This is a genomic window from Qipengyuania sp. R86523, from assembly GCF_044596365.1.
GTDB lineage: Bacteria > Pseudomonadota > Alphaproteobacteria > Sphingomonadales > Sphingomonadaceae > Qipengyuania > Qipengyuania citrea.
Genome location: NZ_CP138997.1, coordinates 503,394 through 528,807, shown reverse-complemented (window position 1 = coordinate 528,807; position 25,414 = coordinate 503,394). Strand labels below are relative to the sequence as shown.

General features: G+C 65.9%; 23 protein-coding genes. 16 read left to right on the top strand and 7 right to left on the bottom strand.

From position 1 onward, the window contains the following. Nucleotides 1-63: 63 nt before the first annotated feature. Complete coding sequence (locus SJY12_RS02590; RefSeq protein WP_397505895.1) at nt 64-837, bottom strand: double zinc ribbon domain-containing protein; 774 nt, start codon at nt 835-837, stop codon at nt 64-66. Between the two features lie 55 nt (nt 838-892). On the opposite strand from SJY12_RS02590, the gene SJY12_RS02585 reads away from it, so the two are divergent. Further along, entirely contained in the window at nt 893-1,651 is a 759-nt protein-coding gene (locus tag SJY12_RS02585) for a bifunctional 2-polyprenyl-6-hydroxyphenol methylase/3-demethylubiquinol 3-O-methyltransferase UbiG (RefSeq protein ID WP_063505646.1), read from the top strand. Between the two features lie 8 nt (nt 1,652-1,659). Here the strand turns inward: SJY12_RS02585 and ppdK are convergent, their stop codons facing one another. The 3 genes from ppdK to SJY12_RS02570 all read right to left on the bottom strand — a co-directional run bounded on the left by ppdK (nt 1,660) and on the right by SJY12_RS02570 (nt 7,617). Then, complete coding sequence (gene ppdK, locus SJY12_RS02580; protein WP_397505894.1) at nt 1,660-4,326, bottom strand: pyruvate, phosphate dikinase; 2,667 nt, start codon at nt 4,324-4,326, stop codon at nt 1,660-1,662. 57 nt (nt 4,327-4,383) lie between these two features. Then, on the bottom strand, nt 4,384-6,603 hold the full coding sequence (gene glyS, locus SJY12_RS02575; RefSeq protein WP_397505893.1) for a glycine--tRNA ligase subunit beta: 2,220 nt from the start codon (nt 6,601-6,603) through the stop codon (nt 4,384-4,386). A gap of 114 nt (nt 6,604-6,717) precedes the next feature. Beyond that, nucleotides 6,718-7,617 carry a glycine--tRNA ligase subunit alpha gene (locus tag SJY12_RS02570; protein ID WP_397505892.1) on the bottom strand — a complete coding sequence of 300 codons (900 nt, stop codon included), beginning with the start codon at nt 7,615-7,617 and terminating at the stop codon, nt 6,718-6,720. 141 nt (nt 7,618-7,758) lie between these two features. Here SJY12_RS02570 and SJY12_RS02565 point away from each other — a divergent pair, with 141 nt between their 5' ends. From SJY12_RS02565 to SJY12_RS02520, 10 genes are all read left to right on the top strand, one after another. Continuing rightward, the gene (locus tag SJY12_RS02565; RefSeq protein ID WP_397505891.1) at nt 7,759-8,694 is read left to right on the top strand and encodes a TraB/GumN family protein; all 936 of its coding nucleotides are present in this window, start codon (nt 7,759-7,761) and stop codon (nt 8,692-8,694) included. Nucleotides 8,695-8,795: 101 nt separating this feature from the next. After that, entirely contained in the window at nt 8,796-9,662 is an 867-nt protein-coding gene (locus tag SJY12_RS02560) for a TraB/GumN family protein (RefSeq protein WP_397505890.1), read from the top strand. Nucleotides 9,663-9,791: 129 nt separating this feature from the next. Next, nucleotides 9,792-10,478 (top strand): 50S ribosomal protein L25/general stress protein Ctc, encoded by a 687-nt coding sequence (locus SJY12_RS02555; protein WP_050600569.1) that lies wholly within the window; start codon nt 9,792-9,794, stop codon nt 10,476-10,478. Nucleotides 10,479-10,565: 87 nt separating this feature from the next. Then, complete coding sequence (gene pth, locus SJY12_RS02550) at nt 10,566-11,135, top strand: aminoacyl-tRNA hydrolase (protein WP_397505889.1); 570 nt, start codon at nt 10,566-10,568, stop codon at nt 11,133-11,135. A gap of 115 nt (nt 11,136-11,250) precedes the next feature. Then, on the top strand, nt 11,251-11,463 hold the full coding sequence (locus tag SJY12_RS02545) for a PEP-CTERM sorting domain-containing protein (protein ID WP_348035777.1): 213 nt from the start codon (nt 11,251-11,253) through the stop codon (nt 11,461-11,463). 80 nt (nt 11,464-11,543) lie between these two features. After that, nucleotides 11,544-12,539: an SDR family oxidoreductase gene (locus tag SJY12_RS02540; protein WP_397505888.1), complete on the top strand. Its 996-nt coding sequence runs from the start codon at nt 11,544-11,546 to the stop codon at nt 12,537-12,539. Between the two features lie 64 nt (nt 12,540-12,603). After that, nucleotides 12,604-13,704: a redox-regulated ATPase YchF gene (gene ychF, locus SJY12_RS02535; RefSeq protein ID WP_397505887.1), complete on the top strand. Its 1,101-nt coding sequence runs from the start codon at nt 12,604-12,606 to the stop codon at nt 13,702-13,704. Between the two features lie 10 nt (nt 13,705-13,714). Further along, complete coding sequence (locus SJY12_RS02530; RefSeq protein WP_397505886.1) at nt 13,715-14,986, top strand: ectonucleotide pyrophosphatase/phosphodiesterase; 1,272 nt, start codon at nt 13,715-13,717, stop codon at nt 14,984-14,986. Between the two features lie 63 nt (nt 14,987-15,049). Then, nucleotides 15,050-15,850: a DUF1206 domain-containing protein gene (locus SJY12_RS02525; protein ID WP_397505885.1), complete on the top strand. Its 801-nt coding sequence runs from the start codon at nt 15,050-15,052 to the stop codon at nt 15,848-15,850. A gap of 122 nt (nt 15,851-15,972) precedes the next feature. After that, complete coding sequence (locus SJY12_RS02520; RefSeq protein WP_063506391.1) at nt 15,973-16,431, top strand: MaoC family dehydratase; 459 nt, start codon at nt 15,973-15,975, stop codon at nt 16,429-16,431. A gap of 1 nt (nt 16,432) precedes the next feature. On the opposite strand, the gene SJY12_RS02515 is transcribed toward SJY12_RS02520, so the two are convergent. Together SJY12_RS02515 and mutL are read right to left on the bottom strand one after the other, a co-directional pair. Beyond that, nucleotides 16,433-16,921, bottom strand: coding sequence for a hypothetical protein (locus SJY12_RS02515; protein WP_397505884.1), 489 nt, complete (start codon nt 16,919-16,921; stop codon nt 16,433-16,435). Beyond that, entirely contained in the window at nt 16,921-18,723 is a 1,803-nt protein-coding gene (gene mutL / locus SJY12_RS02510) for a DNA mismatch repair endonuclease MutL (protein WP_397505883.1), read from the bottom strand. The genes SJY12_RS02515 and mutL overlap by 1 nt, the downstream gene beginning before the upstream one ends. Before the next feature lie 194 nt (nt 18,724-18,917). Between mutL and SJY12_RS02505 the strand changes: the two genes are divergently transcribed. From SJY12_RS02505 to rodA, 5 genes are read left to right on the top strand one after another with little or no spacing between them, the layout of a single operon-like run. Next, nucleotides 18,918-19,961, top strand: a complete 1,044-nt coding sequence (locus SJY12_RS02505) for a rod shape-determining protein (RefSeq protein ID WP_050600579.1) — start codon at nt 18,918-18,920, stop codon at nt 19,959-19,961. A gap of 13 nt (nt 19,962-19,974) precedes the next feature. After that, complete coding sequence (mreC, locus tag SJY12_RS02500; RefSeq protein WP_397505882.1) at nt 19,975-20,865, top strand: rod shape-determining protein MreC; 891 nt, start codon at nt 19,975-19,977, stop codon at nt 20,863-20,865. Next, nucleotides 20,865-21,416, top strand: coding sequence for a rod shape-determining protein MreD (gene mreD / locus SJY12_RS02495; protein WP_063506111.1), 552 nt, complete (start codon nt 20,865-20,867; stop codon nt 21,414-21,416). The genes mreC and mreD overlap by 1 nt, the downstream gene beginning before the upstream one ends. Beyond that, nucleotides 21,416-23,533 (top strand): penicillin-binding protein 2, encoded by a 2,118-nt coding sequence (mrdA, locus tag SJY12_RS02490; RefSeq protein WP_348030004.1) that lies wholly within the window; start codon nt 21,416-21,418, stop codon nt 23,531-23,533. Before mreD ends, mrdA begins: the two co-directional genes overlap by 1 nt. Further along, nucleotides 23,530-24,648: a rod shape-determining protein RodA gene (rodA, locus tag SJY12_RS02485; protein ID WP_050600583.1), complete on the top strand. Its 1,119-nt coding sequence runs from the start codon at nt 23,530-23,532 to the stop codon at nt 24,646-24,648. Before mrdA ends, rodA begins: the two co-directional genes overlap by 4 nt. On the opposite strand, the gene SJY12_RS02480 is transcribed toward rodA, so the two are convergent. Beyond that, nucleotides 24,645-25,355 carry a LuxR family transcriptional regulator gene (locus SJY12_RS02480; protein WP_063506108.1) on the bottom strand — a complete coding sequence of 237 codons (711 nt, stop codon included), beginning with the start codon at nt 25,353-25,355 and terminating at the stop codon, nt 24,645-24,647. The genes rodA and SJY12_RS02480 overlap by 4 nt on opposite strands. Nucleotides 25,356-25,414 lie beyond the last annotated feature (59 nt).

Here is a 25,414-nt window from a genome sequence, read left to right as displayed (position 1 = left end):
AGGCCGGTCCGGTTATATTCGTCACGTGGCGCCCGGGATCGCAAGATCCCGGGCGTTTCGTTTCTACGGCGCGCTATCGGTCCTGCGCGCGTCGCGCGCTTCGTCGAGCACCCTCGCAAAACACGCGATGATTACGCTGCGGGCGCCGCCCCGCTTGAGCGCGCGGACACAAGCGGTGCTCGTCGCCCCGCTGGTCAGCACATCGTCGACCAATATGACATCGGCATCCGCGATCATGCCCGCGCGCGCGGGGCGCAGCGCGATCGCCCCGCTCAGCGTACGGGCCCGTGCCTTCTTTCCCAATCCGCCCAGCGGCGGGGTCGCCCGATTGCGGACAAGGGCGTCAACGCACAGCGGGCCATGACCGAGCTGATGCAATTGGCGGCCAAGCAAGGCGGCCTGGTTGAAGCCGCGCTGCCATATCCGCCTGCGGTGCAGCGGCACCGGTACGATCACCCGGTTGCCCATTGCTGGCGGGAGGCGCGCCGCGATCAGCCGCGCGAGCAATGGGGCCAGCGCGATCCGGCGACCGTGCTTGTACGCCAGCACCAGCTTGCGCGCCGTATCGGTATAGAGCGTGCCCGCTGCGATCCCGTCGTGAAGCGGAGGCGTAGCCAGGCAGACCGCACAGGATGCCCCCTCGCCCGGCCCGGTGCTGGCGAACGGGCGCTGGCAGGACACGCAGCAAGGCTCCGACGGGATTGACAGATCCTCCCAGCAGGCAGCGCACAAACCGCCCTGTTCGCCCACGCCCCCGCCGCATGCTGGGCAGCGCGGGGGATAGACGAAATCCAGCACGGGCGCGAAGCTGTCGCGCAGGAGGCGGCTTGTCGACACCTTGCGATGGTGCGCCGCTTGCACGGCGCTGGCAAGCGCGGCAGGGCAATGGGCGATGACCAGCCATGCTCCCCCGCGCATCTTTTCCCGCCAGCGCCGGATTGCCGGGTTGCGCCGCGCGCGCGTTCGCCAGGCACATCGCGATGCCGCGCGCTACCTGCTCGACGACATGGTCGAGGACGTGCTCGACCGGCTCGAATTCATCCGCCTGTCGCCCGGCCGCGTGCTGGTGATCGGCGACTGGACCGGTACTCTCGCGCTGTCGCTGCGCGGCGCGGGGGCCGAGGTCGACGAACACGATGCCGCCAGCCTGGACGAGGAACGTCCACTCGACGGCGGCCCCTACGACCTGATCGTCAGCCTCGGATCGCTCGACCGCGTCAACGATCTGCCCGGCGCGCTGCTCCACCTCCGCAATGCGCTGGCCGAAGACGGACTGATGATCGCCAGCTTTCCCGGTGCGGGCAGCCTGCCGCACCTGCGCCGCGCGATGCTCGCCGCAGAGCCCGATCGGCCCGCGGCGCGGATGCATCCACTGATCGACAACCAGGCTGCCGCCGGCCTGCTTCAGCGCGCGCTGTTCAAGCGCCAGGTGGTCGACAGCCATACGCTCACGGTGTCGTTCGGAGGGCTGCACCGGCTGGTGTCCGACCTGCGCGACCAGGGCCTGGGCAGCGTTCTGGCCAGCGCCGCCCCGCCGCTCGGCAAGGCCGCGCTCGAACGCGCCGAACACGCCTTCATGAAGCAGGCGAACAACAAGGGCCGCGTGCTCGAAAGCTTCGAGATCCTGACGCTGACTGGCTGGAAAGACTAGCGAATTGCCTAGCGCAGGCTGGCCTGCGCTGCCGCGAGCCGCGCAATCGGCACGCGGTAGGGCGAGGCGCTGACGTAATCGAGCCCGGTCTTCTCGCAAAAAGCGATGCTCGCCGGATCGCCGCCATGTTCGCCGCAGATGCCCAGCTTGAGCCCGTCGCGCGTCGCGCGCCCGCGTTCGGCGGCGAGTTCGACCAGCTGGCCGACGCCGTCGATGTCGAGGCTGACGAAGGGATCGCGTGCGAAGATGCCCTTGTCGACATAGGTCGTCAGAAAGCGGCCCGCATCGTCGCGGCTCACGCCCAGCGTCGTCTGTGTCAGGTCGTTGGTGCCGAAGCTGAAGAATTCGCCCACTTCGGCGATTTCGCCCGCCATCAGCGCGGCGCGCGGCAGTTCGATCATCGTGCCGACGAGATATTCGAGCGTCGTGCCGGTGGCGGCGAACACTTCCCTGGCCACGCGGTCGACGACATCCTTGAGCAGTTCGAGCTCGCGCCGCGTGGCGACCAGCGGGATCATGATCTCGGGCACCGGCGCATCGCCGCTGTCCACGGCGACCTGGCAGGCGGCCTCGAAGATGGCGCGCGCCTGCATTTCGTAGATTTCGGGATAGGTGATCCCGAGCCGGCAGCCGCGATGGCCCAGCATCGGGTTGAATTCATGCAGCTCGCCCGCGCGGCGGCGCAGCTTTTCGATATCGACACCGGTGGCCTCGGCCAGCTCCTCGAACTCGGTATCGCCATGCGGCAGGAATTCATGCAGCGGCGGATCGAGCAAGCGGATCGTGCACGGCAGGCCCGCCATGACCTCGAAGATCGTCACGAAGTCGCTGCGCTGTTCGGGCAGCAGCTTATCGAGCGCGGCGCGGCGACCGGCCTCGCTATCGGCGAGGATCATCTCGCGCACCGCGCTGATGCGACCGGCATCGAAGAACATGTGCTCGGTGCGGCACAGGCCGATGCCTTCGGCGCCGAACTGGCGCGCCATGCGGCATTCGGTCTCGGTTTCGGCATTGGTGCGCACGCGCATCCGGCGATGCTTGTCGGCCCATTCCATCAGCGTGCCGAAATCGCCCGCCAGTTCGGGTTCGATGGTGGCGACTTCGCCCGCCATCACCTGCCCGTTGGCGCCGTCGATGGTGATGACATCGCCTTCCTTGAGCTCGCGGTCGCCGATGGTGAGCGTGCGGCCTTCGCGCGCGATCGACACTTGCGATGCGCCGGACACGCAGGGGCGGCCCATGCCGCGCGCCACCACGGCGGCATGGCTGGTCATCCCGCCGCGCGCGGTGAGGATGCCGGTGGCGGCATGCATGCCGTGAATGTCCTCGGGGCTGGTCTCGACGCGCACGAGCACGACCTTCTCGCCGCGATTGGCCCACAGTTCGGCAGTGTCCGCATCGAGCACGATCTTGCCGCTGGCCGCGCCCGGCGAGGCCGGCAGGCCGGTGGTCAGCACGTCGCGCGGCGCTTCGGGATCGAGCGTCGGGTGGAGCAGCTGGTCGAGCGCCATCGGGTCGACGCGCAGGATCGCGGTCTTCTCGTCGATCAGGCCCTCGCCGACCATGTCGACCGCCATCTTGAGCGCCGCCTTGGCAGTGCGCTTGCCATTGCGCGTCTGCAGCAGCCACAGCTTGCCCTGCTGCACGGTGAACTCGATGTCCTGCATGTCGGTATAGTGCCGCTCGAGCAGGTCGAACACGCGCGCGAGTTCGGCGAAGGCCTCGGGCATGGCTTCTTCCATGCTCGGCTTGTCGGCCCCGGCCAGTTCGCGCCGCGCTTTGGTGAGGTATTGCGGCGTGCGGATGCCCGCGACCACGTCTTCGCCCTGCGCATTGACCAGCCATTCGCCGTAATAGGCCTTCTCGCCGGTGGACGGATCGCGGGTGAAGGCGACGCCGGTGGCGCTGGTGTCGCCCATATTGCCGAACACCATCGCCTGCACATTGACCGCGGTGCCCATGTCATGCGGGATGTCGTTGAGGCGGCGGTAGATCTTGGCGCGCTCGGTATCCCAGCTGTCGAAGACCGCGCTGATCGCGCCCCACAACTGCTCGACCGGGTCCTGCGGGAACGGCGAGCCCAGCTCGCGCTCGACGATCGCCTTGTATTCGGCGACCAGCACCTTCCACTCTTCGGCGCTCAGCTCGGTATCGGCGTAATAGCCCTGGTCTTCCTTGGCGATTTCGAGCGCTTCCTCGAACAGGCCGTGATCGACGCCGAGCACGACATCGCCATACATCTGGATGAAGCGGCGGTAGCTGTCCCAGGCGAAGCGTTCGTCGCCGCTGGTGTTCGCCAGCCCGGCAACGGTGTCGTCGTTGAGGCCGAGGTTGAGCACGGTATCCATCATGCCGGGCATTGACACTGCGGCGCCCGAGCGGACCGAGACGAGCAGCGGATCGGCGGCGTCTCCGAAGCCCTTGCCCACGGTCTTTTCGACATGGTTCAGCGCGGCGGCGACATCATTGCGCAGCTTGGCGGTGAAGTCGCTGCCGCCGGCGAGGTAGGTAAGGCATTCCTCGGTCGCGATGGTGAAGCCCGGCGGGACCGGCAGGCCGATGCTCGCCATTTCGGCGAGGTTGGCGCCCTTGCCGCCGGTCACGGTCTTGTCCTTCTGCCTTGCATTCGTATGCGGCGCGTTCCCGCCGAAGGTGAAGACCGTGTCGTTACTCATCAAGGCAATCCCTACAACTTGGACCACATGGACCACGGTCCATGGAGCAATAATTCATCAGCCCTCGATGCGGCTGAAATCGGCGACTTTGTGCACCGCAGCACGGAAGCGCGCAAGCAGGTCGAGACGGTGCGCCCGCTTGTTTTCTTCATCCGCATTTACCGTCACTTCTTCGAAGAACCGGTCGATCGGCGCCCGCAAAGCGGCCAGTGCGGCCATGGCGGCGGAAAAGTCTTCCGCTGCAATGGCTCGGCTCGCTGCCGGTTCCGAATTTGCCAAGGCATCCATGAGCGCCTTTTCGGCCGGTTCGGCCGCGTAGGAAAGCTCGCTGGCGTGGCGCTGCTCCATCTTGGCCGCGACCACTGCCTTCAGATCGGGATCGTCGACAATCGCCAGCGGGTCTTCCTCGCCCGTCCGCGCGATTTCGCCTTCGGCGCCGTGCCAGTCCTCCTTCTTGAGGATATTGGCCGCACGCTTGTAGCCGGCGAGCAGGTTGGCGCCGTCTTCGCTGTCCATGAAGGACTGGAGCGCATGCACGCGGGCAAGCAGGCGGACAAGGTCGTCCTCGCCGCCAAGCGCGAAGACCGCATCGATCAGGTCGTGGCGAACGCCTGCCTCGCGCTGCTGGACCTTGAGGCGGTCGGCGAAGAAGTCGAGGAGGTCGCCTTGGGCAACGCCGAAACGAAGGTCGTTGTCTTGTACGATGCGGATAACACCCAGCGCCGCACGACGAAGTGCGAAGGGGTCTTTCGATCCGGTGGGCTTCTCATCGATCGAGAAGAAGCTGCGCAGCGTATCCAGCTTGTCCGCCAAACTCACCGCCACCGTGACCGGTGCGGTCGGAACGTCGTCGCTCTGCCCCACCGGCTTGTAGTGATCGCGGATCGCGTCGGCGACGGCGTCGGGCAGGCCCTCGGCGCGGGCGTAATAGCCGCCCATCAGGCCCTGTAGCTCGGGAAACTCGCCGACCATTTCGGTGACGAGGTCGGCCTTGGCGAGCCGCGCGGCCTGTTCGGCCATGTCGGCGAGGTCTTCCCGGCTCAAGCCGTCACCCCCGCGCAGGCGGGGGTCCAGCTGGCCTGAATTGCCTGTACCACCGCCGTTATCTGGATTCCCGCCTTCGCGGGAATGACGGGTGTTGGGTTTGACGATTTCTTCCTCGACCAGCCAACGCGCGAGCTTGGCGACGCGTTCGACCTTGTCGGCCACGGTGCCCAGCTTTTCGTGGAAGGTGATCCGCTCCAGCCCCTTGGCGTGTTCGGCGAGCGTCTTCTTGCGGTCGACGTCCCAGAAGAAGCGCGCATCGGACAGGCGCGCGGCGAGGACCTTGCGGTTGCCGTCGACCACGCGCGCGCCGCCATCCTCCGCCTCGATATTGGCAGTGCAGATGAACGCGTTGGCGAGCTCGCCCTTTTCGTCCTCGCAAACGAAGTACTTCTGGTTGACGCGCGCGGTCAGCTGAATCGTCTCGGGCGGGACCTCGAGGAAATCCTCCTCGAACCGGCCGAGCAGCGGAACGGGCCATTCGGTCAGGCCTGCGTTCTCGATCACCAGCCCCTCGTCCTCGACGAGGCGGAGGCCGGCTTCACTGGCGACCTTGGCGGCGCCCGAGCGGATCAGGTCCTGCCGTTCCTCATGGTCGACGATGACATGCCCCGCGCGCAGCTTCATCGCATAGTCGTCGGCATTGCCGATGGTGATGTCGCCCGAGTGGTGGAAGCGGTGCCCCAGCGTGACCGCACCGCTGGTGACGCCGTGCACTTCGCAGTCGACCACTTCGTCACCCAGCAGCGCGACAATGCCCGACAGCGGGCGCACCCAGCGCAAGGATTCGGTGCTGATCGAGGCACCACCCCAGCGCATCGACTTGGGCCAGCTGAAGTCGCGGATAATCGCCGGAATCGCTTCGGCGAGCAGGTCCGCTGTCGCGCGGCCGGGTACGTTCTTCACTGCGAAATAGGTTTCGCGGCCCTTGACCTCGCGCGTTTCGAGATCGGCCTTGGCGACGCCCGCCTTGCGGCAAAAACCGTCGACCGCCTGATCGGGCGCGCCGATGGGCGGGCCCTTCAGTTCTTCGCTGACGGCCTCGGTCGCCAGCGGGAGCCCGCGTGCGATCAGCGCGAGGCGGCGCGGGGTCGACCAGACGGTGATCTCGCCCGCTTCGACACCGGCGGCATCCATTTCGCGGCGGAACAGCTTTTCGAGTTCGGCGCGCGCGCCAGCCTGCATGCGGGCGGGGATTTCTTCGCTGCGCAGTTCGAGGAGGAAATCAGACATAATCCCACTCCGTCGCCCCTGCGCAGGCAGGGGCCCAGATAAGGGCGTTGGCGAGCTCCTCAGAGGGCAGATAGGCTCCTGCCTGCGCAGGAGCGACGGGAGCGGGTAAACGGATCATTTCGACCACTCCGGATATTTCTCGGCCCAGGCGGGCGCTTCCTTCGCCATATGCGCTTCGCAGCTGCCGCGCGCGAGGTCGCGGACGCGGCCCATGTAGCTGGCGCGCTCCTGCACGCTGATCACGCCGCGGGCCTGCAACAGGTTGAAGATGTGGCTTGCCTCCACCGCCTGTTCGTAGGCGGCGATCGGCACGTCATTGGCGAGCGCGTTCTTGCACTCGGCCTCGGCCTTGTTGAACAGGTCGAACAGCGCGTCGGTCTCGGCGACCTCGAAGTTCCACTTCGACATCTGCTTCTCGTTCTCGAGGAAGACGCCGCCATAGCTCACGCCGCGATCGTTGAAGGCGAGATCGTAGACGTTGTCGACGCCCTGGATATACATCGCCAGGCGTTCGAGCCCGTAGGTCAGTTCGCCCGCCACCGGCTTGCAGTCGAACCCGCCCATCTGCTGGAAATAGGTGAACTGGGTGACTTCCATCCCGTCGCACCAGACTTCCCAGCCCAGCCCCCAGGCCCCCAGCGTCGGGCTTTCCCAGTCGTCCTCGACGAAGCGGATGTCGTGCTTGAGCGGATCGATGCCGATCACTTCGAGGCTCTTGAGATAAAGGTCCTGGATATCGGGCGGGCTCGGCTTCAGGATCACCTGATACTGGTAATAATGCTGCAGCCGGTTGGGGTTCTCGCCATAGCGCCCATCGGTCGGGCGGCGGCAGGGCTGGACGAAGGCGGCGTTCCACGGCTCGGGGCCGAGCGCGCGCAGCGTCGTCGCGGTGTGGAAGGTGCCTGCGCCCATGCGCATGTCGTAGGGTTGTAGGATGAGGCAGCCCTGCGCGCTCCAGAAATCGTGCAGCGCGAGGATCATGTCCTGGAAGGAATTTTGCGGATTGCGGTCCATGGCGCGGGGCAATGGCGCAAGGTGTTTCACCGGTCAATGCCGCAGCGCGGCGCGCTTCCCCGGGCAATATGCCAGCGCGGCTTGGCAAGCAGCCCCAAGCGCCGGTATCCCGCAACGCCCAACCGAACGGAATCATCGCGCATGCCCATATCCAAGCTACGTCCGGCGCTGCTGTCGCTCGCCCCGCTGGCCTTCGTCCTGCAGGGCTGCGCCAGCTACCCCGCGGCCGAAAGCCCCGCCCCGCCGCCCGCCCCCGTTGCCGAACCTCCGGCGCCCACGGGCCCGGGCCTGTGGAAGGTCGCCGACGAAGACACGACGATCTATCTCTTCGGGACCGTGCACGCGCTGCCCGAAAGCGTCGAATGGTACCGCGGGCCGATCGAGCAAGCGCTGGCGCAGACGCAGGAACTGGTGACCGAGATCCCCAGCGGCGCCGCGCTCGATCCTGCAGCGCAGCAGCAGGTAATGACCAAGGCGCTGCTGGCCGACGGGCGCACGCTGCGCGACCTGCTGGGCGAGGATGATCGCGCGAAGTTCGAAGCCGCGCTGGCCGGGATGAACATGCCGCCCGCCGCCTTCGACCAGTTCGAACCGTGGTTCGCGGCCATGACGCTGTCGATCGTCCCCCTGCTCCAGGCCGGCTACAAGGCGGAAAGCGGGGTCGAGATGAAGCTGGAGGAACTCGCCCCGGCCAGTGCGGCGCGCGGCGCGCTCGAAACGCTCGAATGGCAGATCGAACTGTTCGACACGCTGCCGGTGGAATTGCAGGTCGCCTTCCTGATGGTCTCGGCCGACAATATCGACGACATCGTCCCGATGATGGACCGCATGGTCGAAGAATGGCTCGATGGCGATGCCGACGGGCTGGCCGCGCTGCTCAACGAGGGGCTGACCGATCCGGTGCTCGCCAAGGCGCTGCTCTACGATCGCAACGAGCGCTGGGCCGAATGGATCGATACGCGGCTGGATGAGCCCGGCACGGTGTTCGTTGCCGTGGGCGCGGGGCATCTGGCGGGCGCGATGAGCGTGCAGGACTATCTCACCGGCCGCGGGCTGGCGGTGACCCGCGTGCAATAGCTGTCCCATCGTCGGACCGCGGGCTTTTCCCGGCTTGCGCGGCCGCGCGTTCCATGCAGACAGGCCTTGTGACGTTTCGCTTATCCTCCCGGCCTGCCCGCATGCTCGGCCTTGCGCTGGCGCTGCTGCTCGCCGCTTGCGACAGCACGCCCGATGCCGCCAAGCCCGATGGGCCGCACCCCGCATTATGGGAAATCACCGATAGCGCGGGCGCAGTCGAGGGATGGCTGTTCGGCACGATCCACGCGCTGCCCGACGGGGCCAAGTGGCAATCGCCGCGGCTGACCGAAACGCTTGGCGATGCCGACATGCTGGTGGTCGAAGTGGCCGATCTCGGCAATGGCGAGGACCTGTCGAAGCTGTTCGAGCAGATGGCCTTCGACCGGCGCGAGGGGCCGGTGATCGAGCGGATCGATCCCGCGCTGCGCGGCGAATTCGAGGAACTGCTGGTCAAGGCCAAGGTCCGCCGGAGCTATTTCGACCCGATGGAAAGCTGGGCTGCGGCGCTGGCGCTGGCGCAGGTCGCGCAGACCAACAAGGCGGAAAACGGCGCCGACCGCGTGCTGCTGGCCGCCTTCGACCAGCGCGAGGTCGTCGAACTCGAGGGCGCGCGCGCGCAACTGGCCATCTTCGATACGTTGCCCCAGACCGAACAGCGCGACCTCCTCAATGCCGTGATCGAGGAAGCGCGCGAATATGGCGACAAGGGCGATACGCTGGCCAACGCCTGGTTGGGCGGCGACACCGACCGGCTGATCGAGCTGACGCGGCGCGGGATCCTCGCCGACCCCGAACTTGCGCAGGTCCTGCTGTATGACCGCAACCGGTCCTGGGCGGCGCAGATCGAGAACCTGCTTTCCGCCAGCGAACGCCCACTGATCGCGGTGGGCGCGGGCCACCTGCTCGGCGAACGCGGTCTGCCCGCCCTGCTCGAAAGCCGCGGCTACACCGTCAGCCGCCTCGAATAGCGCCGCCCGGCAGGCGATGCCGCTTGCTTTTCACGCCCGCCCTGCGTATGCGCGCGCCCTTCGGCACCATGGTCATCCCTGGAGGCGTGGTGGACCGAGCAACCAAATAGCATTCGAAAGGTAAGTGCCATGAGCGACGCTCTGACCCTGCCGGCCGAGGCGCGTGAACGGGCTGGCAAGGGAGCCTCCCGTCAGCTGCGCCGTGAAGGCCGTGTCCCCGCCGTGATCTACGGCGGCAAGGAAGACCCCATCATGATCCACGTCGAGGAGAAGGAACTGGTCAAACAGCTGATGACCGGTCACTTCATGAACTCGATCGTCGAGGTCGAAATCGGTGGCAAGAAGGTCAAGACGCTTCCCAAGGACGTCGCTCTCAACCCGGTCACCGACCGTCCCGAGCACGCCGACTTCTTCCGCCTCGCCAAGGGCGGCAAGATCGAAGTTTCGGTCCCCGTCGTGTTCCTCAACGAGGAAGCCAGCCCCGGCCTGAAGAAGGGCGGCGTGCTGAACGTGGTCCGTCACGAGCTGGAACTGGTCTGCGACAACGACAAGATCCCCGGCGAGATCGAAGTCGACGTCACCGGCAAGGAAGTCGGCGATTCGATCCACATCAGCGAAGTGCAGCTGCCCGCCGGCAGCGAAAGCGCGATCACCGATCGCGACTTCACCATCGCCACGCTGGTTGCTCCCTCGGCGCTCAAGAAGGCCGAAGGCGATACCACGCAGGACGGCGAAACCGATCCGCAGGATGTCCCCGCCACCGAACAGGGTGTCGACGAGGACGCTGCGCAGGAACAGGCAGACAAGAGCGAGTAATCGCCTCTTGCCTCACCGCAACGAAGCGCCGGTCCCGCGAGGGGCCGGCGTTTTGCGTTTGGCCCCATGGTCGCTAGAGGACCCCGCATGCAGATATGGACAGGCCTTGGAAATCCCGGACCGCAATACGCCATGAACCGGCACAATGTCGGCTTCATGGCGGTCGACGTCATCGCCGCGATGTACGATTTCGGCCCGGTCCAGAAGAAGTTTTCCGGCTGGGCGCAGGAAGGCCGGATCGGCACGCACAAGGTGCTGCTGCTCAAGCCCGCGACCTTCATGAACGAAAGCGGCCGCGCGGTGGGCGAAGCGCTGCGGTTCTACAAGCTCGACCCAGATGCGCTGACGGTGTTCCACGACGAGCTCGACCTTGCCGCCTTCAAGGTCAAGGTCCGCATGGGCGGCGGGCTGGCGGGCCATAACGGGCTGCGGTCGATCAACCAGCACCTCGGCCCCGATTTCCGTCGCGTGCGGATCGGCATCGGCCATCCGGGATCGAAAGAGCGCGTCCACGGCCATGTGCTGGGGAATTACGCCAAGAGCGAAATAGACCCGCTAGCCGACATGCTGGCGGCGATGGCGGCCGAAGCAGAATGGCTGGCCAAGGGCGACGACGCCCGCTTCATGAACGATATCGCGCTGCGCCTGCAGGACTGAAGCGGCAACAAGTCGAAATGTCCCGGTCGGAGACAATCGTGCAAAGACGGTTCGAAAAGTTCGAATGTTCCATTATCGCCGCATTCGAATAATTCGGGGATCATTCATGCGCCTGTTGCAGACAGCACTTCTCACCGCCAGCCTGCTGGTCACGGCCACTTCCGCGGCGGCGATGACCCGCCCGCCCAGCGATTCGGGTGGCGGAAACGGCAGCGGCGGAACTGCGGTTCCCGAACCGGGCGCGTTGGCGATGATGGGGACCGGTATCGCGGGCTACGGTGCCGCAGTGGCGCTCTACCGCCGCAAGAAGCGCAAGCGGGGCGGCTAGCTTCGGTCCGGCGCGGCGGCTTTCGAACCGCTGGCCAATCGGGGCATTTGACGGCATGCTTCCGCAGAAGGGAGACTGCCATGCCTGATTTGACCCGCCGCACCCTGCTTGCCGGAGCCGCCGCCACCGGGGCGCTTGCCGCCACTGCCGTCCGGGCGCAGGACGACAAGCTGATCCCCGCGCCCGACCTGACGGGCAAGGCGATCCTCATCACCGGTTGCTCATCGGGCTTCGGGCGCCTCGCCGCCGAACATTTCGCCCGCGCCGGAGCGACTGTCTTCGCCACCATGCGCAACACGCCGCGGCCCGAAGCCGAGGAGCTGATGCAGCTGGCGCGCGACGAATTGCTCGACATCCGCGTGATGCGGCTCGACGTGCTGCTCGATCACGAGGTCAGCGAAGCCGTCGCCAGCGCCGAGCGCGAAATCGGGCGCGGGCTCGACGTGCTGGTCAACAATGCCGGGATCGGCATCACCGGCCCGGTCGAAGTCCAGGACATGGAAGCGACCAAGCTCGCCTTCGACACCAACGTGCTCGGCTACCACCGGCTGGCCCGCGCGGTGCTGCCCGGAATGCGCGCGCGCAAGCAGGGCCATATCTTCGCCGTGTCGAGCCAGCTCGGCCGGGTCATGGTACCCTATACCGGACATTATTCGGCGACCAAGTTCGCCGTCGAGGCGATGTTCGAACAGCTCGCTTACGAACTGGTCCCGCACAATATCGGCGTGACCGTGATCGAGCCGGGTGGCTACCCGACGCAGATCTGGGTCAACCGGAACCGCTATTCGCAACAGCTCAAGGACCGCGCCGACCAGACGCATCTGGACGGGTACCCCCAGATCGTCGCAGGCATGGGAACGGCGGACGGTTCGGGCCGCAGCGCCGATCCGATGGATATCCCGCGCGCGATGATGCGGGTGCTGGGCATGGTGCCGGGGAGCCGGCCGGTACGCCTGCCGGTGAGCGGCGGAGCGATCCCGCAGACCGCGATCAACGAGGTCAGCGCCAGGACGCAGGTCGGCTGGCTGGGCGAAAGCGGCTACGGCCCGCTGATCAAGGCGGTGCACAACGTCTGACGCTCTGGCTATTCGCGTGCGGCGCGGCTAAGGCGCGCGCCACACACATATACCGGAGTTTCTGATGGGTTTCCGCTGCGGGATCGTCGGCCTGCCGAATGTCGGCAAGTCCACCCTGTTCAACGCATTGACCGAGACGCAGGCCGCGCAGGCCGCGAACTATCCGTTCTGCACGATCGAGCCGAATGTCGGCCAGGTCGCGGTGCCGGACGAGCGGCTCGACAAGATTGCCGCGATCGCCAAGTCGGCCAAGATCCTGCCGACGCAGCTGGCCTTCGTCGACATCGCCGGACTGGTCAAAGGCGCGAGCCAGGGCGAAGGGCTGGGCAACCAGTTCCTCGGCAATATCCGCGAGGTCGATGCGATCGTGCATGTGCTGCGCTGCTTCGAGGATGACGACATCCAGCATGTCGCCAACAAGGTCGACCCACTGGCCGATGCCGAAGTGGTCGAGACCGAATTGCTGCTGGCCGATCTCGAAAGCCTCGAGAAGCGCGTTCCCGCTGCCGCCAAGCGTGCCACCAGCGGCGACAAGGAAGCCAAGCTGATGGCCAGCGTGCTCGGCCAGGCGCTCGAGCTGCTCAAGGACGGCAAGCCTGCGCGGCTGACCGAGCCCAAGGACGAGGAAGAGGCCCGCGTCTTCCGCCAGGCGCAGCTGCTGACCGCCAAGCCCGTGCTCTATGTCTGCAACGTTGCCGAAGAAGACGCTGCCAGCGGGAATGCGCTGTCCGAACTGGTTTTCGCCAAGGCCAAGACGGAAGGCGCCGAAGCTGTGGTGGTCTCGGCAGCCATCGAAGCCGAACTGGTCGCGATGCCCGTCGAAGATCGCGGCGAATTCCTCGCCGAACTGGGGCTGGAGGAATCGGGACTGAGCCGGGTGATCCGCGCCGGCTACAAGCTGCTCGGCCTGCAGACCTTCTTCACCGCCGGTCCGAAGGAAACGCGCGCCTGGACTTTCCCCACCGGGGCCAAGGCACCAAAGGCCGCGGGCGAAATCCACACTGATTTCGAGCGCGGGTTTATTCGCGCTGAAACAATTGCCTACGATGATTACCTTGCACTGGGCGGAGAAAGCGGTGCGCGCGAAGCGGGCAAGCTGCGCCAGGAGGGCAAGGAATATCTGGTACAGGACGGGGACGTCCTGCTGTTCAAGTTCAACGTCTGAGGTCACTTCCATGAACCGGATTGCCGCCGCCCTCGCCCTCGGTCTTGCCAGCGTGCTGGGCGGCTGCGCCGCCTATGCCGATGCGCCAGTCGCCAGCATGGCGGTGGCCCAGCAGCGCGAACCGGTAACGATCCTGGTATCGATCGACGGCTTCCACCCGGACTATCTCGAACGCGGGCTGACCCCGACGCTCTCGCAGCTGGCCAGCGACGGTACGCGCGCGGCGATGCGGCCGTCCTTCCCGACCAAGACCTTCCCCAATCACTGGACGCTGGTGACCGGCCTGGTGCCCGATCATCACGGCATCACCGCCAACCGCATGGAAGATGCCGCGCGCCCCGACGATCCCTTCACCATGGCCACAGTCGATCCCTATTGGTGGAGCGAAGCCAAGCCGGTCTGGGTCGAGGCCGAGGAAGCGGGCATCCGCAGCGCCGCAATGTTCTGGCCCGGCTCGGCCGTGGCCTGGGGCGGCACGGCAGTGCGCTACGGCCCGGTGACCGATGGGACGATGGCCAGCGACTGGCAGGCCTTCAGCATGCAGGTTTCGAACACCCAGCGCGTCAATTCGGTGCTCGACTGGCTGCGCCGGCCGGCCGAAATCCGTCCCGAATTCGTCACGCTCTATTTCGACACGGTCGACAGCGCGGGCCATGGCGCGGGGCCGGCTAGCGAGGAAACCGACGCCGCGCTGCGCGATATCGACGGGCACATCGCCAGTCTCGTCGCCGGGCTCGAGACGCTGGGCCAGCCCGCCAACCTGGTGATCGTTTCGGATCACGGCATGGCTGCGACAGGCTCGGACCGGGTCATTGCGCTGGCCGATATCGTCGATCCGGCGCTCTACCGGCTGGTCGAAGGCGGCGCCTATGCGACCTTCCAGCCCACGGAAGGCAATACCGCGGCGCTCGAGGCGGCCCTGCTGCGCGATCACGCGCATATGGAATGCTGGCGCAAGGGCGAGATCCCGGCGCGCTTCCAGTACGGCACGCATGATCGCATCCCGCCCTATCTGTGCCTGCCCGATACCGGCTGGACGATTTCGGCCACGGCGCCGGGCGCACAGTGGAGCGGCGGCAGTCACGGGTACGATCCCTTCGCGCCGGAAATGGCATCGCTGTTCATTGCCCACGGGCCGGCCTTCCGCAGCGGCGTGACGCTGGACGGCTTCCAGAACACCGCGGTCGCGCCGCTGCTGCGCCATCTTGTCGGCTTGCCGCAGGCAGCACGCTCGGATGGCGACCTGGGCGATGTCAGCGGTGCTCTCGCCCAGCAAAATTAAGCGCCGGGCGGAACGAGACCGCCCCCACCCCGTTGCCAATCAAAGCTCAACGGGGAGACAGATGTGGTCGACAAGTCGGAAAAATTCAGCACTTTGGTGCGCGTCGGATATTTCAGCCGCGCCATCCTCTATTCGGTGCTCGGCCTGATCGCGCTGACCAGCGCAGGCCGTATCAGCGAAGGCACCAACGGCATTTTCCAGGCGATCCGCGATTTCCCGCTCGGCACCGCCATCCTGTGGCTGATGGTGGTGGGATTGCTTGCCTATGCACTGTTCCGCTTCGCCTCGACATTCTTCGATATCGAGAACCACGGGACCGACACCAAGGGTTGGGCGGTAAGGCTTGGCCATGCGGGTAGCGCAATCGGCCACCTCGCCCTCGCCTATTCGGCCTACAAATTCGCCAGTTCCGGCAGCGACAGCAGCGGTGGCGGCGCACGGGACGCGGCTTCGGGTGTCCTGTCGATGGAGTTCGGCGGCGTGGTGCTGGGCCTGCTCGGCATCGCCTTCTTCGCAACTGCGATCTTCCAGGCCAAGAAGGGCGCGACCGGCAGCTTCATGAACCGGATCAGCGGCCGCGCACCCTCGCAGACCCGGATCGTCGGCGGCATCGGCTATATCGCCCGCGCCGTCGTCTTCCTCGTCATCGGCTGGTCGCTGTTCAAGGCCGGTTTCCTGTCGGGCGGCTCGGATCAGGTCAAGACACTGGGCGATGCCGTGGCGAGCCTTGCGGGCGAAGGCATCATCTTCACGCTAGTGGCGATCGGCCTGCTGGCCTTCGGGATCTTCAGCCTCGTGCTGGCCCGCTACCGGATCATTCCCGACATGGGTTCCGACGGCCGGGTCCCGCAGTTCCGGGCGTAGTTCCACCACCCATCCAACGCATCAGGCGCGCGGCTTTAAACCCGCGCGCCTTTTCGCGTTAAAGGGCCGCGGCTGCATTTCCATGTTGCGTCGCTCGCGCGATTGATCCATTGCATTTTGCAATGCAGTTCTACGAAGACATCGCCATCGGGCACAAGCAGGCCTTCGGCCGGTATGAAGTGACGCGTGAAGAGGTGATCGACTTCGCCTCGAAATACGATCCGCAACCCTTCCACCTCGATGACGAAGCCGCGGCGCAAACCCATTTCGGCCGCATCTCCGCCAGCGGCTGGCACACCTGTGCGATGACCATGTCGATGTTGGTCGCCAATCTCACCAAGCACAAGCAGGCGGGGCTCGGGTCACCCGGGGTCGACAAGCTGCGCTGGAAGAAGCCGGTTTATCCGGGCGACACGCTGCGCTGCGAAAGCGAAGTGATCGAGAAACGCCGCAGCGCCTCGCGCCCGGAAATGGGCATCTTCAAGAGCCATCTCACCGTCTTCAACCAGAATGACGAGCCGGTCATGGAAATGGTTTCGAACGGGCTGATCCGCACACGCGACCCGGAAGGGACCGACTAGCTCAGACGCCGCATTGCGCGATGCCCGACTTGCGATAGACCACCTGGTCGTTGGCATTCGAGATCGTCAGCGTGGCGGGGAAATCGCTGACTTCCGGAGCCACTTCCTCGCCCGCATCCTCGTCGATCTCCAGCGTCATGGAATAGGCCGTCCCGTCATACTTGCTGCGCGCAAGATAGGGAAGTTCGGCGCTGCCCTTGTCGGCAGCCAGCGTCTGCATTTCGCCATCGCGCAGGAAATGCCCGGTTTCGGCCATGGCCAGCGCCACCGCCGCCAATCCCCCGCCCGCGGGCGCAAAGCTGCAGCCTGCGCCGTAGAGGTCGTATTCCTCGATCTCGCGATAGCGGATCGCGCCGGGTTCGAGCTGTTCGGGCGGCGGCGTCTGGTGCGCCTCCACTTCCGCCACGGCGGCAGCCCGCTCTTCCTCGGTCGGCTCGTCCGCACAGGCCGCCAGTCCCAGCGCCAACAGGAGCGGTATGGTAATGCGCATCAATGCCTCCCGAACAGTTTCTCGACGTCTTCCATCGATAGTTTGACCCAGGTCGGCCGGCCGTGATTGCACTGGCCTGAACGCGGGGTGCGTTCCATTTCGCGCAGCAGCGCGTTCATTTCGTCGACCCGCAGCACGCGTCCCGCGCGGACCGAGCCGTGGCAGGCCATCGTTGCCAGAACGAGATCGAGCTTTTCGCCGAGCAGCAGCGCTTCGCCATTGAGCGCGAGGTCGTCATCGATATCGCGCAGCAGCTTTTCCGGATCGGTGCGTGCGATGGCGTGCGGCAGGCTGCGCACCAGCATGGCGGAGGGGCCGAAGCGTTCGAGCGCGAGGCCGTGTTCGGCTAGCTTGGGCGCCGCCTCCTCGAGCCGATCGCAGCTGGTTTCGTCGAGTTCGACCACTTCGGGGATCAGCAGGGCCTGGCTGCGCGCGACCGCTTCTTCCGCCCCCGCCGCGCGTAAGCGTTCCAGAACGAGGCGTTCGTGCGCCGCGTGCTGGTCGACCAGTACCAGCCCGTCCTGCGCCTCGGCGACGATATAGGTGTTGGCGACCTGACCGCGGGCAATGCCCAGGGGATAGTCCGCCGCGGACGTATCCGCCGGTACCGCTTCCTCGGCCCGGCCACGCGGCTCGGCCATGGTGCCGCCCTCGCCCGCGTGCCAGGCCCGGCCCGGCTCGGCCACGCCGGTGGCAGGCGCGGACCAGTCACGCCCTTCGAAGATCGAGCGCAGCGCGGGTGACGGCTCCTCGGGCACGGGTTTCTGCTGCCAGCGCGCCATGGCACCCGCGTCGGGGCTTTGCGCACTACGCTTGTCGCCCGTCGCCAGCGCGCGGCGCAGACCCGAGACGATGAATCCGCGCACGCCCTGCGCATCGCGGAACCGCACCTCGGTCTTGGCGGGGTGGACGTTCACGTCGACTTCTTCTGCCGGCAGGTCGAGGAACAGCGCCAGCACCGCGTGGCGATCCCGCGCGAGCATGTCGGCATAGGCACCGCGGACTGCACCGGTGAGCAGGCGGTCCTTCACCGGGCGGCCGTTGACGAACAGATACTGGTGGTCGGCCACGCCGCGATTGTAGGTCGGCAGCCCCGCGATCCCGGTAAGGCGCATTTCGCCGCGGTCCATGTCGATCGCGACGCCGTTGTCCTTGAGCTCGCGCGCGATCAGCTGCGCGACGCGGTTGGCCAGCCCTTCCCCGCCCTGCAGCGCGAAGATCCGCCGCTCGCCGTGATCGAAGCTGATCGCCACGTCGGGCCGCGCCATGGCAAGCCGCATGATCACGTCCTTGCAGGCGGCGTATTCGCTCCGCGCCGTGCGCAGGAACTTGCGCCGCGCGGGGATCTTGCCGAACAGGTTTTCGACCCGCACCCTCGTGCCGGGCGGCAGCGCGGCGGGGCCTTCGGCGGCGACCTCGCCGTGATCGACCACCCGTTTCCAGCCCTGCTCGGCACCGGCCGGACGGCTCTCGATCGTGAACCGGGCAACGCTGGCGATGCTCGGCAGCGCCTCGCCGCGAAACCCCAGTGTCGCGACCTGTTCGATCGCCTCGTCCGGCAGCTTCGATGTCGCGTGCCGTTCGAGCGCCAACGCCATTTCGTAGGGGTTCATCCCGCAGCCGTCGTCGGTCACCTCGAGACTGGTCAGTCCGCCTTCGACCAGCTTCACCGCGATCCGCGTAGCGCCGGCGTCGATCGCGTTTTCGACAAGCTCCTTGAGCGCCGAAGACGGCCGTTCGACCACCTCGCCCGCAGCGATGCGGTTGACCAGATTCTCGGGCAGGCGGCGGATTTGCGGCATGGGTAAATCGTTCTAGCGGTGAAGCGCCGCGATTCCGAGGCAATGCGTTCACCTATCCCCCACGGGAATAGCGGAAAATTTTGGCATTCGCGCGATAATCTCGCTAAGGCTCGCCCACCATTTCCTGCTGGAGAGGTGCGAGCGGGTCGCTCCCCTTCGCCGGATCACGCGACACAACGGAAAATCGAACGAAAATGGGCTTCTGGAACAATCTCTTCAAATTCGGCGTGCAGAACATGGCGATCGACCTCGGCACCGCCAACACGCTGGTTTACGTGCAGGACCAGGGTATCGTCCTGAACGAACCGAGCGTGGTTGCGCTCGAGACGATCAACGGCATGAAGCGCGTCAAGGCCGTGGGTGACGATGCCAAGATGATGATGGGCAAGACGCCCGACAGCATCGAGGCCATCCGCCCGCTGCGCGACGGCGTGATCGCCGATCTCGACGTGGCCGAAGAGATGATCAAGCACTTCATCCGCAAGGTAAACGGGCGCAAGAGCCTGATGCGCTATCCCGAAATCACCATCTGCGTGCCGTCGGGGTCGACCTCGGTCGAACGCCGCGCGATCCGCGATGCCGCATCGAATGCGGGTGCCAGCCAAGTCTATCTCATCCTAGAACCGATGGCCGCGGCGATCGGTGCCGACATGCCCGTGACCGAACCGGTCGGCAGCATGGTCGTCGACATCGGCGGCGGCACAACCGAAGTCGCCGTGCTGTCGCTGCGTGGCCTCGCCTACACCACCTCGGTCCGCACCGGCGGCGACAAGATGGACGAAGCGATCGTTTCCTATGTCCGCCGACATCACAACCTGCTGATCGGCGACAGCACCGCCGAGCGGATCAAGAAGGATTTCGGCGTCGCACGTCCGCCCGAAGACGGCGTGGGCGAAAGCATCACGCTGAAGGGCCGCGACCTCGTTAACGGCGTGCCCAAGGAAATCACGATCAACCAGGGCCACATCGCCGAAGCGCTGTCCGAACCCATCGGCGCGATTGTCGAAGGCGTGCGCATCGCGCTGGAAAACACCGCGCCCGAGCTGGCGGCCGACATCGTCGACCAGGGCATCGTGCTCACCGGCGGCGGCGCGCTGATCGGCGGGCTGGACGAATATCTGCGCGAGGAAACCGGCCTGCCGGTCACCATCGCGGAAGATCCGCTGTCCTGTGTCGCTCTCGGCACGGGCCGCGCAATGGAGGACCCGATCTACCGCGGCGTCCTGATGACGGCTTAGGAAAGGCAGGGGAATGGCGCCGACAGGCTCACGGCGCTCGGGGTATTCTCGCAGGGCGCAGTACAATCTGTTCACCGGATACGTGATCGCGGGCATCGGCGCGCTGATCGGCGCGATCCTGCTTGCGCTTTCGTTCTTCCAGCCGCAGCTGTTCGGCGGAGTGCGCGGCGCGGCGCAGGGCAGCCTGTCGCCGGCCACCGAAACCGCCGCCACGGTGCGCACCGGATCGAAGAGCGTCTGGGAGAACATCAGCGGCTATTACCGCGCGGGTTCGAAGAACGCGCAGCTCAAGCGCGAAATGGAAATCGCGCGTATCCGGCTGCGCGAGGCCGAGGCGGTGAAGCAGGAAAACGTCCGCCTGAAGGGCCTGCTCGACCTGCACGAGGCCGAGACCAAGCCCGTCGCGGTGGCGCGGCTGGTGGGTTCGTCCGCCTCGAGCACGCGGCGGTTCGCCTATCTCGGCGCGGGCAGCGACGATGGCGTCGCGGTCGGAATGCCGGTGCGTTCACCGCGCGGTGTGGTCGGGCGGATCCTCGAAACCGGCAGTTCCAGTTCGCGCGTCCTGCTGCTGACCGATACCGAAAGCGTGCTGCCGGTCCGCCGCGCGGGCGATGAAGTGGTCGCTTTCGCCGAAGGCCGCGGCGATGGCTTGCTGCGCATCAAGCTGATCAACCTCGGCATCAACCCGCTGGAGCCCGGCGACCTGTTCGTCACCAGCGGTGCGGGCGGCTATTATCCGCCAGGTATCGCCGTGGCGATACTGACCGAGACGACTGATGATGGCGGTCTTGCGCGGATTGTCAGCGATCCGGCGGCCGCGGACTACGTCAGCGTGGAACAGATCTACGAACCCGAAGCGGCGCTGGGCGCGGAAACCCCGATCGAACGCGAGCTGACGGATTGATGGAGCGCAACGATCCACGGGCGCGCACCGATGCCTATGGCAGCCGGATAAACCGATCGCATTCGAACATGCTGGCCAATGCGGTGCCTTGGGCATCGATCATGGTCGCGTCCATCCTGCCGGTATTCCCCATCGCCACCGCGCTGCCGGTGGTCCCGCCGCTGGGGCTGCTGATGCTGCTGGGGTGGCGGCTGGTACGGCCGGGCCTGTTGCCCGTCTGGGCCGGACTGCCACTGGGCCTGATCGACGATCTGTTCAGCGGTCAGCCCTTCGGCTTCGCGATGTTCGTCTGGTCGCTGATCATGCTGGCGATCGAAGTGGTCGAGATGCGCTTGCCGTGGCGAGCCTTCTGGCAGGACTGGTTCACGGCGGGTTTATTGATCGTCGGCTACCTGTTCGCAGGCTGGCTCCTGTCGGGCGCGCAGCCCACCATCCATTCGCTCGTCGCCCTGGTTCCGCAACTCGTGCTCACCATCCTGCTTTTCCCGATCGCGGCGCGTTTCGTGGCCATGCTCGACCGCTTCCGGCTAACCCGCTGGAGAGCGCTGTAATGCGCCTGCGCCGCCGTGCCCGGCCCCGCGAGGTCGTAACCCAGTCGACGCTGGACAATGCCTTCGACCGGCGAACCTTTGTCATCGGCACCGCCATGGGCGGGCTCGGCGTGCTGCTGGCCGCGCGAATGGGCTATATCGCCATCGCTGAGAACGAGAAATACGAGCTCGAAAGCGAGAGCAACCGCGTCAACCTGTCGCTGATCCCGCCGCGGCGCGGCTGGATGCTCGATCGCAACGGCGCTCCGCTGGCTTCGAACCGGGCCGATTTCCGCGTCGACATCATTCCCGATCGCACCGAAGACCCCGATGCGACGATCGACGCGCTTACGACCATTCTCAATCTCGACGACAACCAGGCCGCCGATATCCGCAAACGGGTCGACGATGGGCCCGGCTACCAGCCCGTCGAGATCGCCTCGGGTATCAGCTATGACGAATTCGCCGCAGTTAGCGTGCGCCTGCCCGACCTACCGGGCGTGGTTCCGCAGCGCGGCTTTTCGCGGTTCTACCCGACCGGGCCCAGCGTCGGCCATTTGCTCGGCTATGTCGGTCCGGCCAATGCCGAGGAATACGAGGAGCAGGACCGCAACCCGCTCTTGATCACGCCCGGGTACAAGATCGGCAAGGATGCTCTGGAAAAGCAGTTCGAGCTCGACCTGCGCGGTGTGCCCGGCGCGCGCCGGGTCGAAGTCACCGCTTCGGGACGGATCATCCGCGATCTCGAGACCCGCGAAGACGTCCAAGGCGATCCCGTTCGGCTGACGATCGACGGCCCGCTGCAGGACTACGCGGCGCGCCGCATCGGCCTCGAAAGCGGCTCGGTCGTCGTCATGGATTGCGAGACGGGCGACCTCTTGTGCATGGCGTCCATGCCCAGTTTCGACCCCAACAGCTTTTCGCAAGGCATCGGGCGCGTCGAATACGCCATGCTGCGCGAAGACGAGCGCGTGCCGCTGCGCAATAAGGTGCTCAAGGGCCTCTATCCCCCCGGCTCGACGGTCAAGCCGATGCATTGCATGGCCTTCCTCGATGCGGGGATCAAACCCGACGAGGCGATCATGTGCGGTGGCGGGCGGCGGATCGGCAACCGCTTCTTCAATTGCTGGAGCAACCACGGCCGGGTCGACATGGCGAAAGCCATCTATCAGAGCTGCGACAGCTATTTTTACCATTTCGCGCAGCAGATCGGTTTCGCCAAAGTCGCCGAATGGGCGCACAAGATGGGTCTGGGCGAGGAATTCCCCCTCCCCGTGACCAGCCAGTTCTACGGCACCGTGCCCTCCCCCGAATGGAAGCAGCGCAAGCACGACAGTGCCTGGCAGCCCTATGACACGGTGAATTCCTCGATCGGCCAGGGTTACTACCTGACCAACCCGCTGCAGCTGGCGGTGATGAGCGCGCGGATGGCGACCGGGAACAGGGTCATGCCGCGCCTGCAGCTGACCGGCGAAACCCCGCAGTTCGAGCATTTCGATTTCAGCCCCGACGAGATCGGCTATGTCCGCCAGGCGATGAGCGACGTGGTCAACGGACCGGGCACCGCCGGGCGTGCGCGCCTGCCGTTCGACGACATCAAGATGGCCGGCAAGACCGGAACCGCGCAGGTCGTCTCGCTCAGCGTGTCCAATGGCCGGACCGGCCCCTGGAAGTATCGCGACCACGGATTGTTCGTGTTCTTCGCACCCTTCGACAAACCGAAATACGCCGGCGCGGTGGTGATCGAGCACGGCGGCGGCTCGGGCGCGGCCTATCCCATCGCCCGCGATGTGATGACCTTCATGTTCGACCCGGCCAAGGGCATGGACGCACTGCGCCCGCTCGAAGAACAGTGGGGCGGCAGCGCGCAGGAACGGCTGGATGCGAAATACCGCGCCTATGCCGCCGCGCAGGGTGAGGCGGTGCCCCCGGCGCCCTCGCGCGACGAGGATATCTTCGACCAGGTCGAGGCCGAAGCCCGCGTCGCGGCCCGCCAGCCCGAAAGCATTGCCGAAGAAGTCGGCCCCTCGCGCGTCGATACCCGTTCGCCCGAGGAAGTGTCGCAAGCCGCAGCCAGCGCGCGGGCGGACGCCGCGCAGGGCGATCCTGCCGCGACCACGCCGGACACCAGCGAATGAGCTCGATCGTTCCTGCGCCGATCGCGCGGCAGCCCTGGCAGATGCTGTTCCCGCTGTTCGTCCTGATCGCCTTCGGGGCGCTGGTCCTGTTCTCGGCGGCGGGTGGCAGCTGGGATCCCTACGCCTCGTCGCACGTGATCCGCTTCAGCGTGTTCCTGGTCATGGCGTTCGTCCTCAGCCGGTTCTCGCGCGAGCTGGTGCTGTTCTTCGCCTTCCCGATCTATGGCGTCGTCCTGGCAATGCTGCTCGCGGTGGAGGCGATCGGTTTCGTCGGTGGCGGCAGCCAGCGTTGGCTCAATCTCGGCTTCATGCAGCTGCAACCGTCCGAGCTGATGAAGCCCGCGGTCGTGCTGGTTCTTGCGCGCTACTATTCCACATTGCCGGTCGGCATGGTCCCGACGCTCGGCGCGCTTGTCGTGCCCGGCCTGCTGATCCTGACACCCGTGGCGCTGGTGCTGCTGCAACCCGATCTGGGCACGTCGCTGGCGATCGTCTTCGGCGGGTCGATGGTGATGTTCGCCGCCGGCCTGCCGCTGCGCTGGTTCATCGGTGCGGCTGCGGCGGGCGCGGTTCTGGCGCCGATCGCGTTCTTCTTCGGTCTGCAACCCTATCAGCAGAAGCGCGTATTCACCTTCCTCGATCCCGAAAGCGACCCGCTGGGTGATGGCTATCACATCACCCAGTCGAAGATCGCCATCGGTTCGGGCGGTTTCTCGGGCAAGGGCTTTAACGAGGGTTCGCAGAGCCATCTCAACTACCTGCCCGAACCGCATACCGATTTCATCTTCGCCACCATGGCGGAAGAATGGGGTTTCCTGGGGGGGATCGTGGTGCTTGGCGCTTTCGCGATGATCCTGCGCTGGGGCCTGTCGGTCGCGCGCGCCAGCAGCGACCGGTTCGGGAAGCTGATCGCGCTGGGCATGACCGCGACGATCTTCTTCTATGTCGCGATCAATTTGATGATGGTCATGGGGCTTGCCCCCGTGGTGGGCATCCCGCTGCCGTTCATGAGCCATGGCGGCAGTTCCATGCTGACCAACATGATCTGCATCGGATCGCTGATGTTAGTCCACCGCTGGAACCGCAAGGCGCCGCGCACCGGGCTGCTGCGCTAAAGCTCGACCAATCCCAGCTTGAGCGCGCGCACCGTCGCGGTGACCCGGTCATTGGTGTCCAGCTTGTCGAAGATCCTCCGGGTATAGGTGCGTACGGTTTCGGGCGAAATGTCGAGGATCGTTCCGATATCGACCGACGACTTGCCCCGCCCCATCCATTCGAGCACCTCGCGTTCGCGCTCCGACAGCGAGACAGACGCCCGGCCGCCATCCATGATCTTGCAGATCTGGAGATGCGCCGCGAGCAGCAGCGAATGGATCTGCTGCAATTGCTCGTTCGAGAAATCGGCAGGGTCGCGCTCGAATCGCATCGAGCAATAGGCATTGCGGTTGCGCGGGCCGAACACGGCGAAACCGACCCAGTTGTCGACCCCCGCAGTGACGGTTTCCTCGAAGAACCGCTCGGCTTTCGGGTCGCCACGGCCGAGCTCGATCGCGTCGCGCCAGACCAGCACCGGTCCGTATTGGAACGTCAGTCGCGGAACCGGATCGATCTCGCGCCACGCACCACTGACGTAGCGCCGCTGGAATTCGAGCGGATAGTCACGCGACCAGATGAAGGTCTTCTTGGAAGTCTGCGATTCGAAGATCGGCGTGAAATGGTAGCTGAACCAGGTGGCACCATTGTCGAGGCAGTTTTCGTAGACGAATTCCAGTATGGCCTCGCAATCGGCCATCTTGGCAATATCTGCCGCAAAATCCCACATCGCCTAATCAGCCCAAGTGCTTGTCCCCAAATTGAGGGACTGCACATGTATCAGATTCG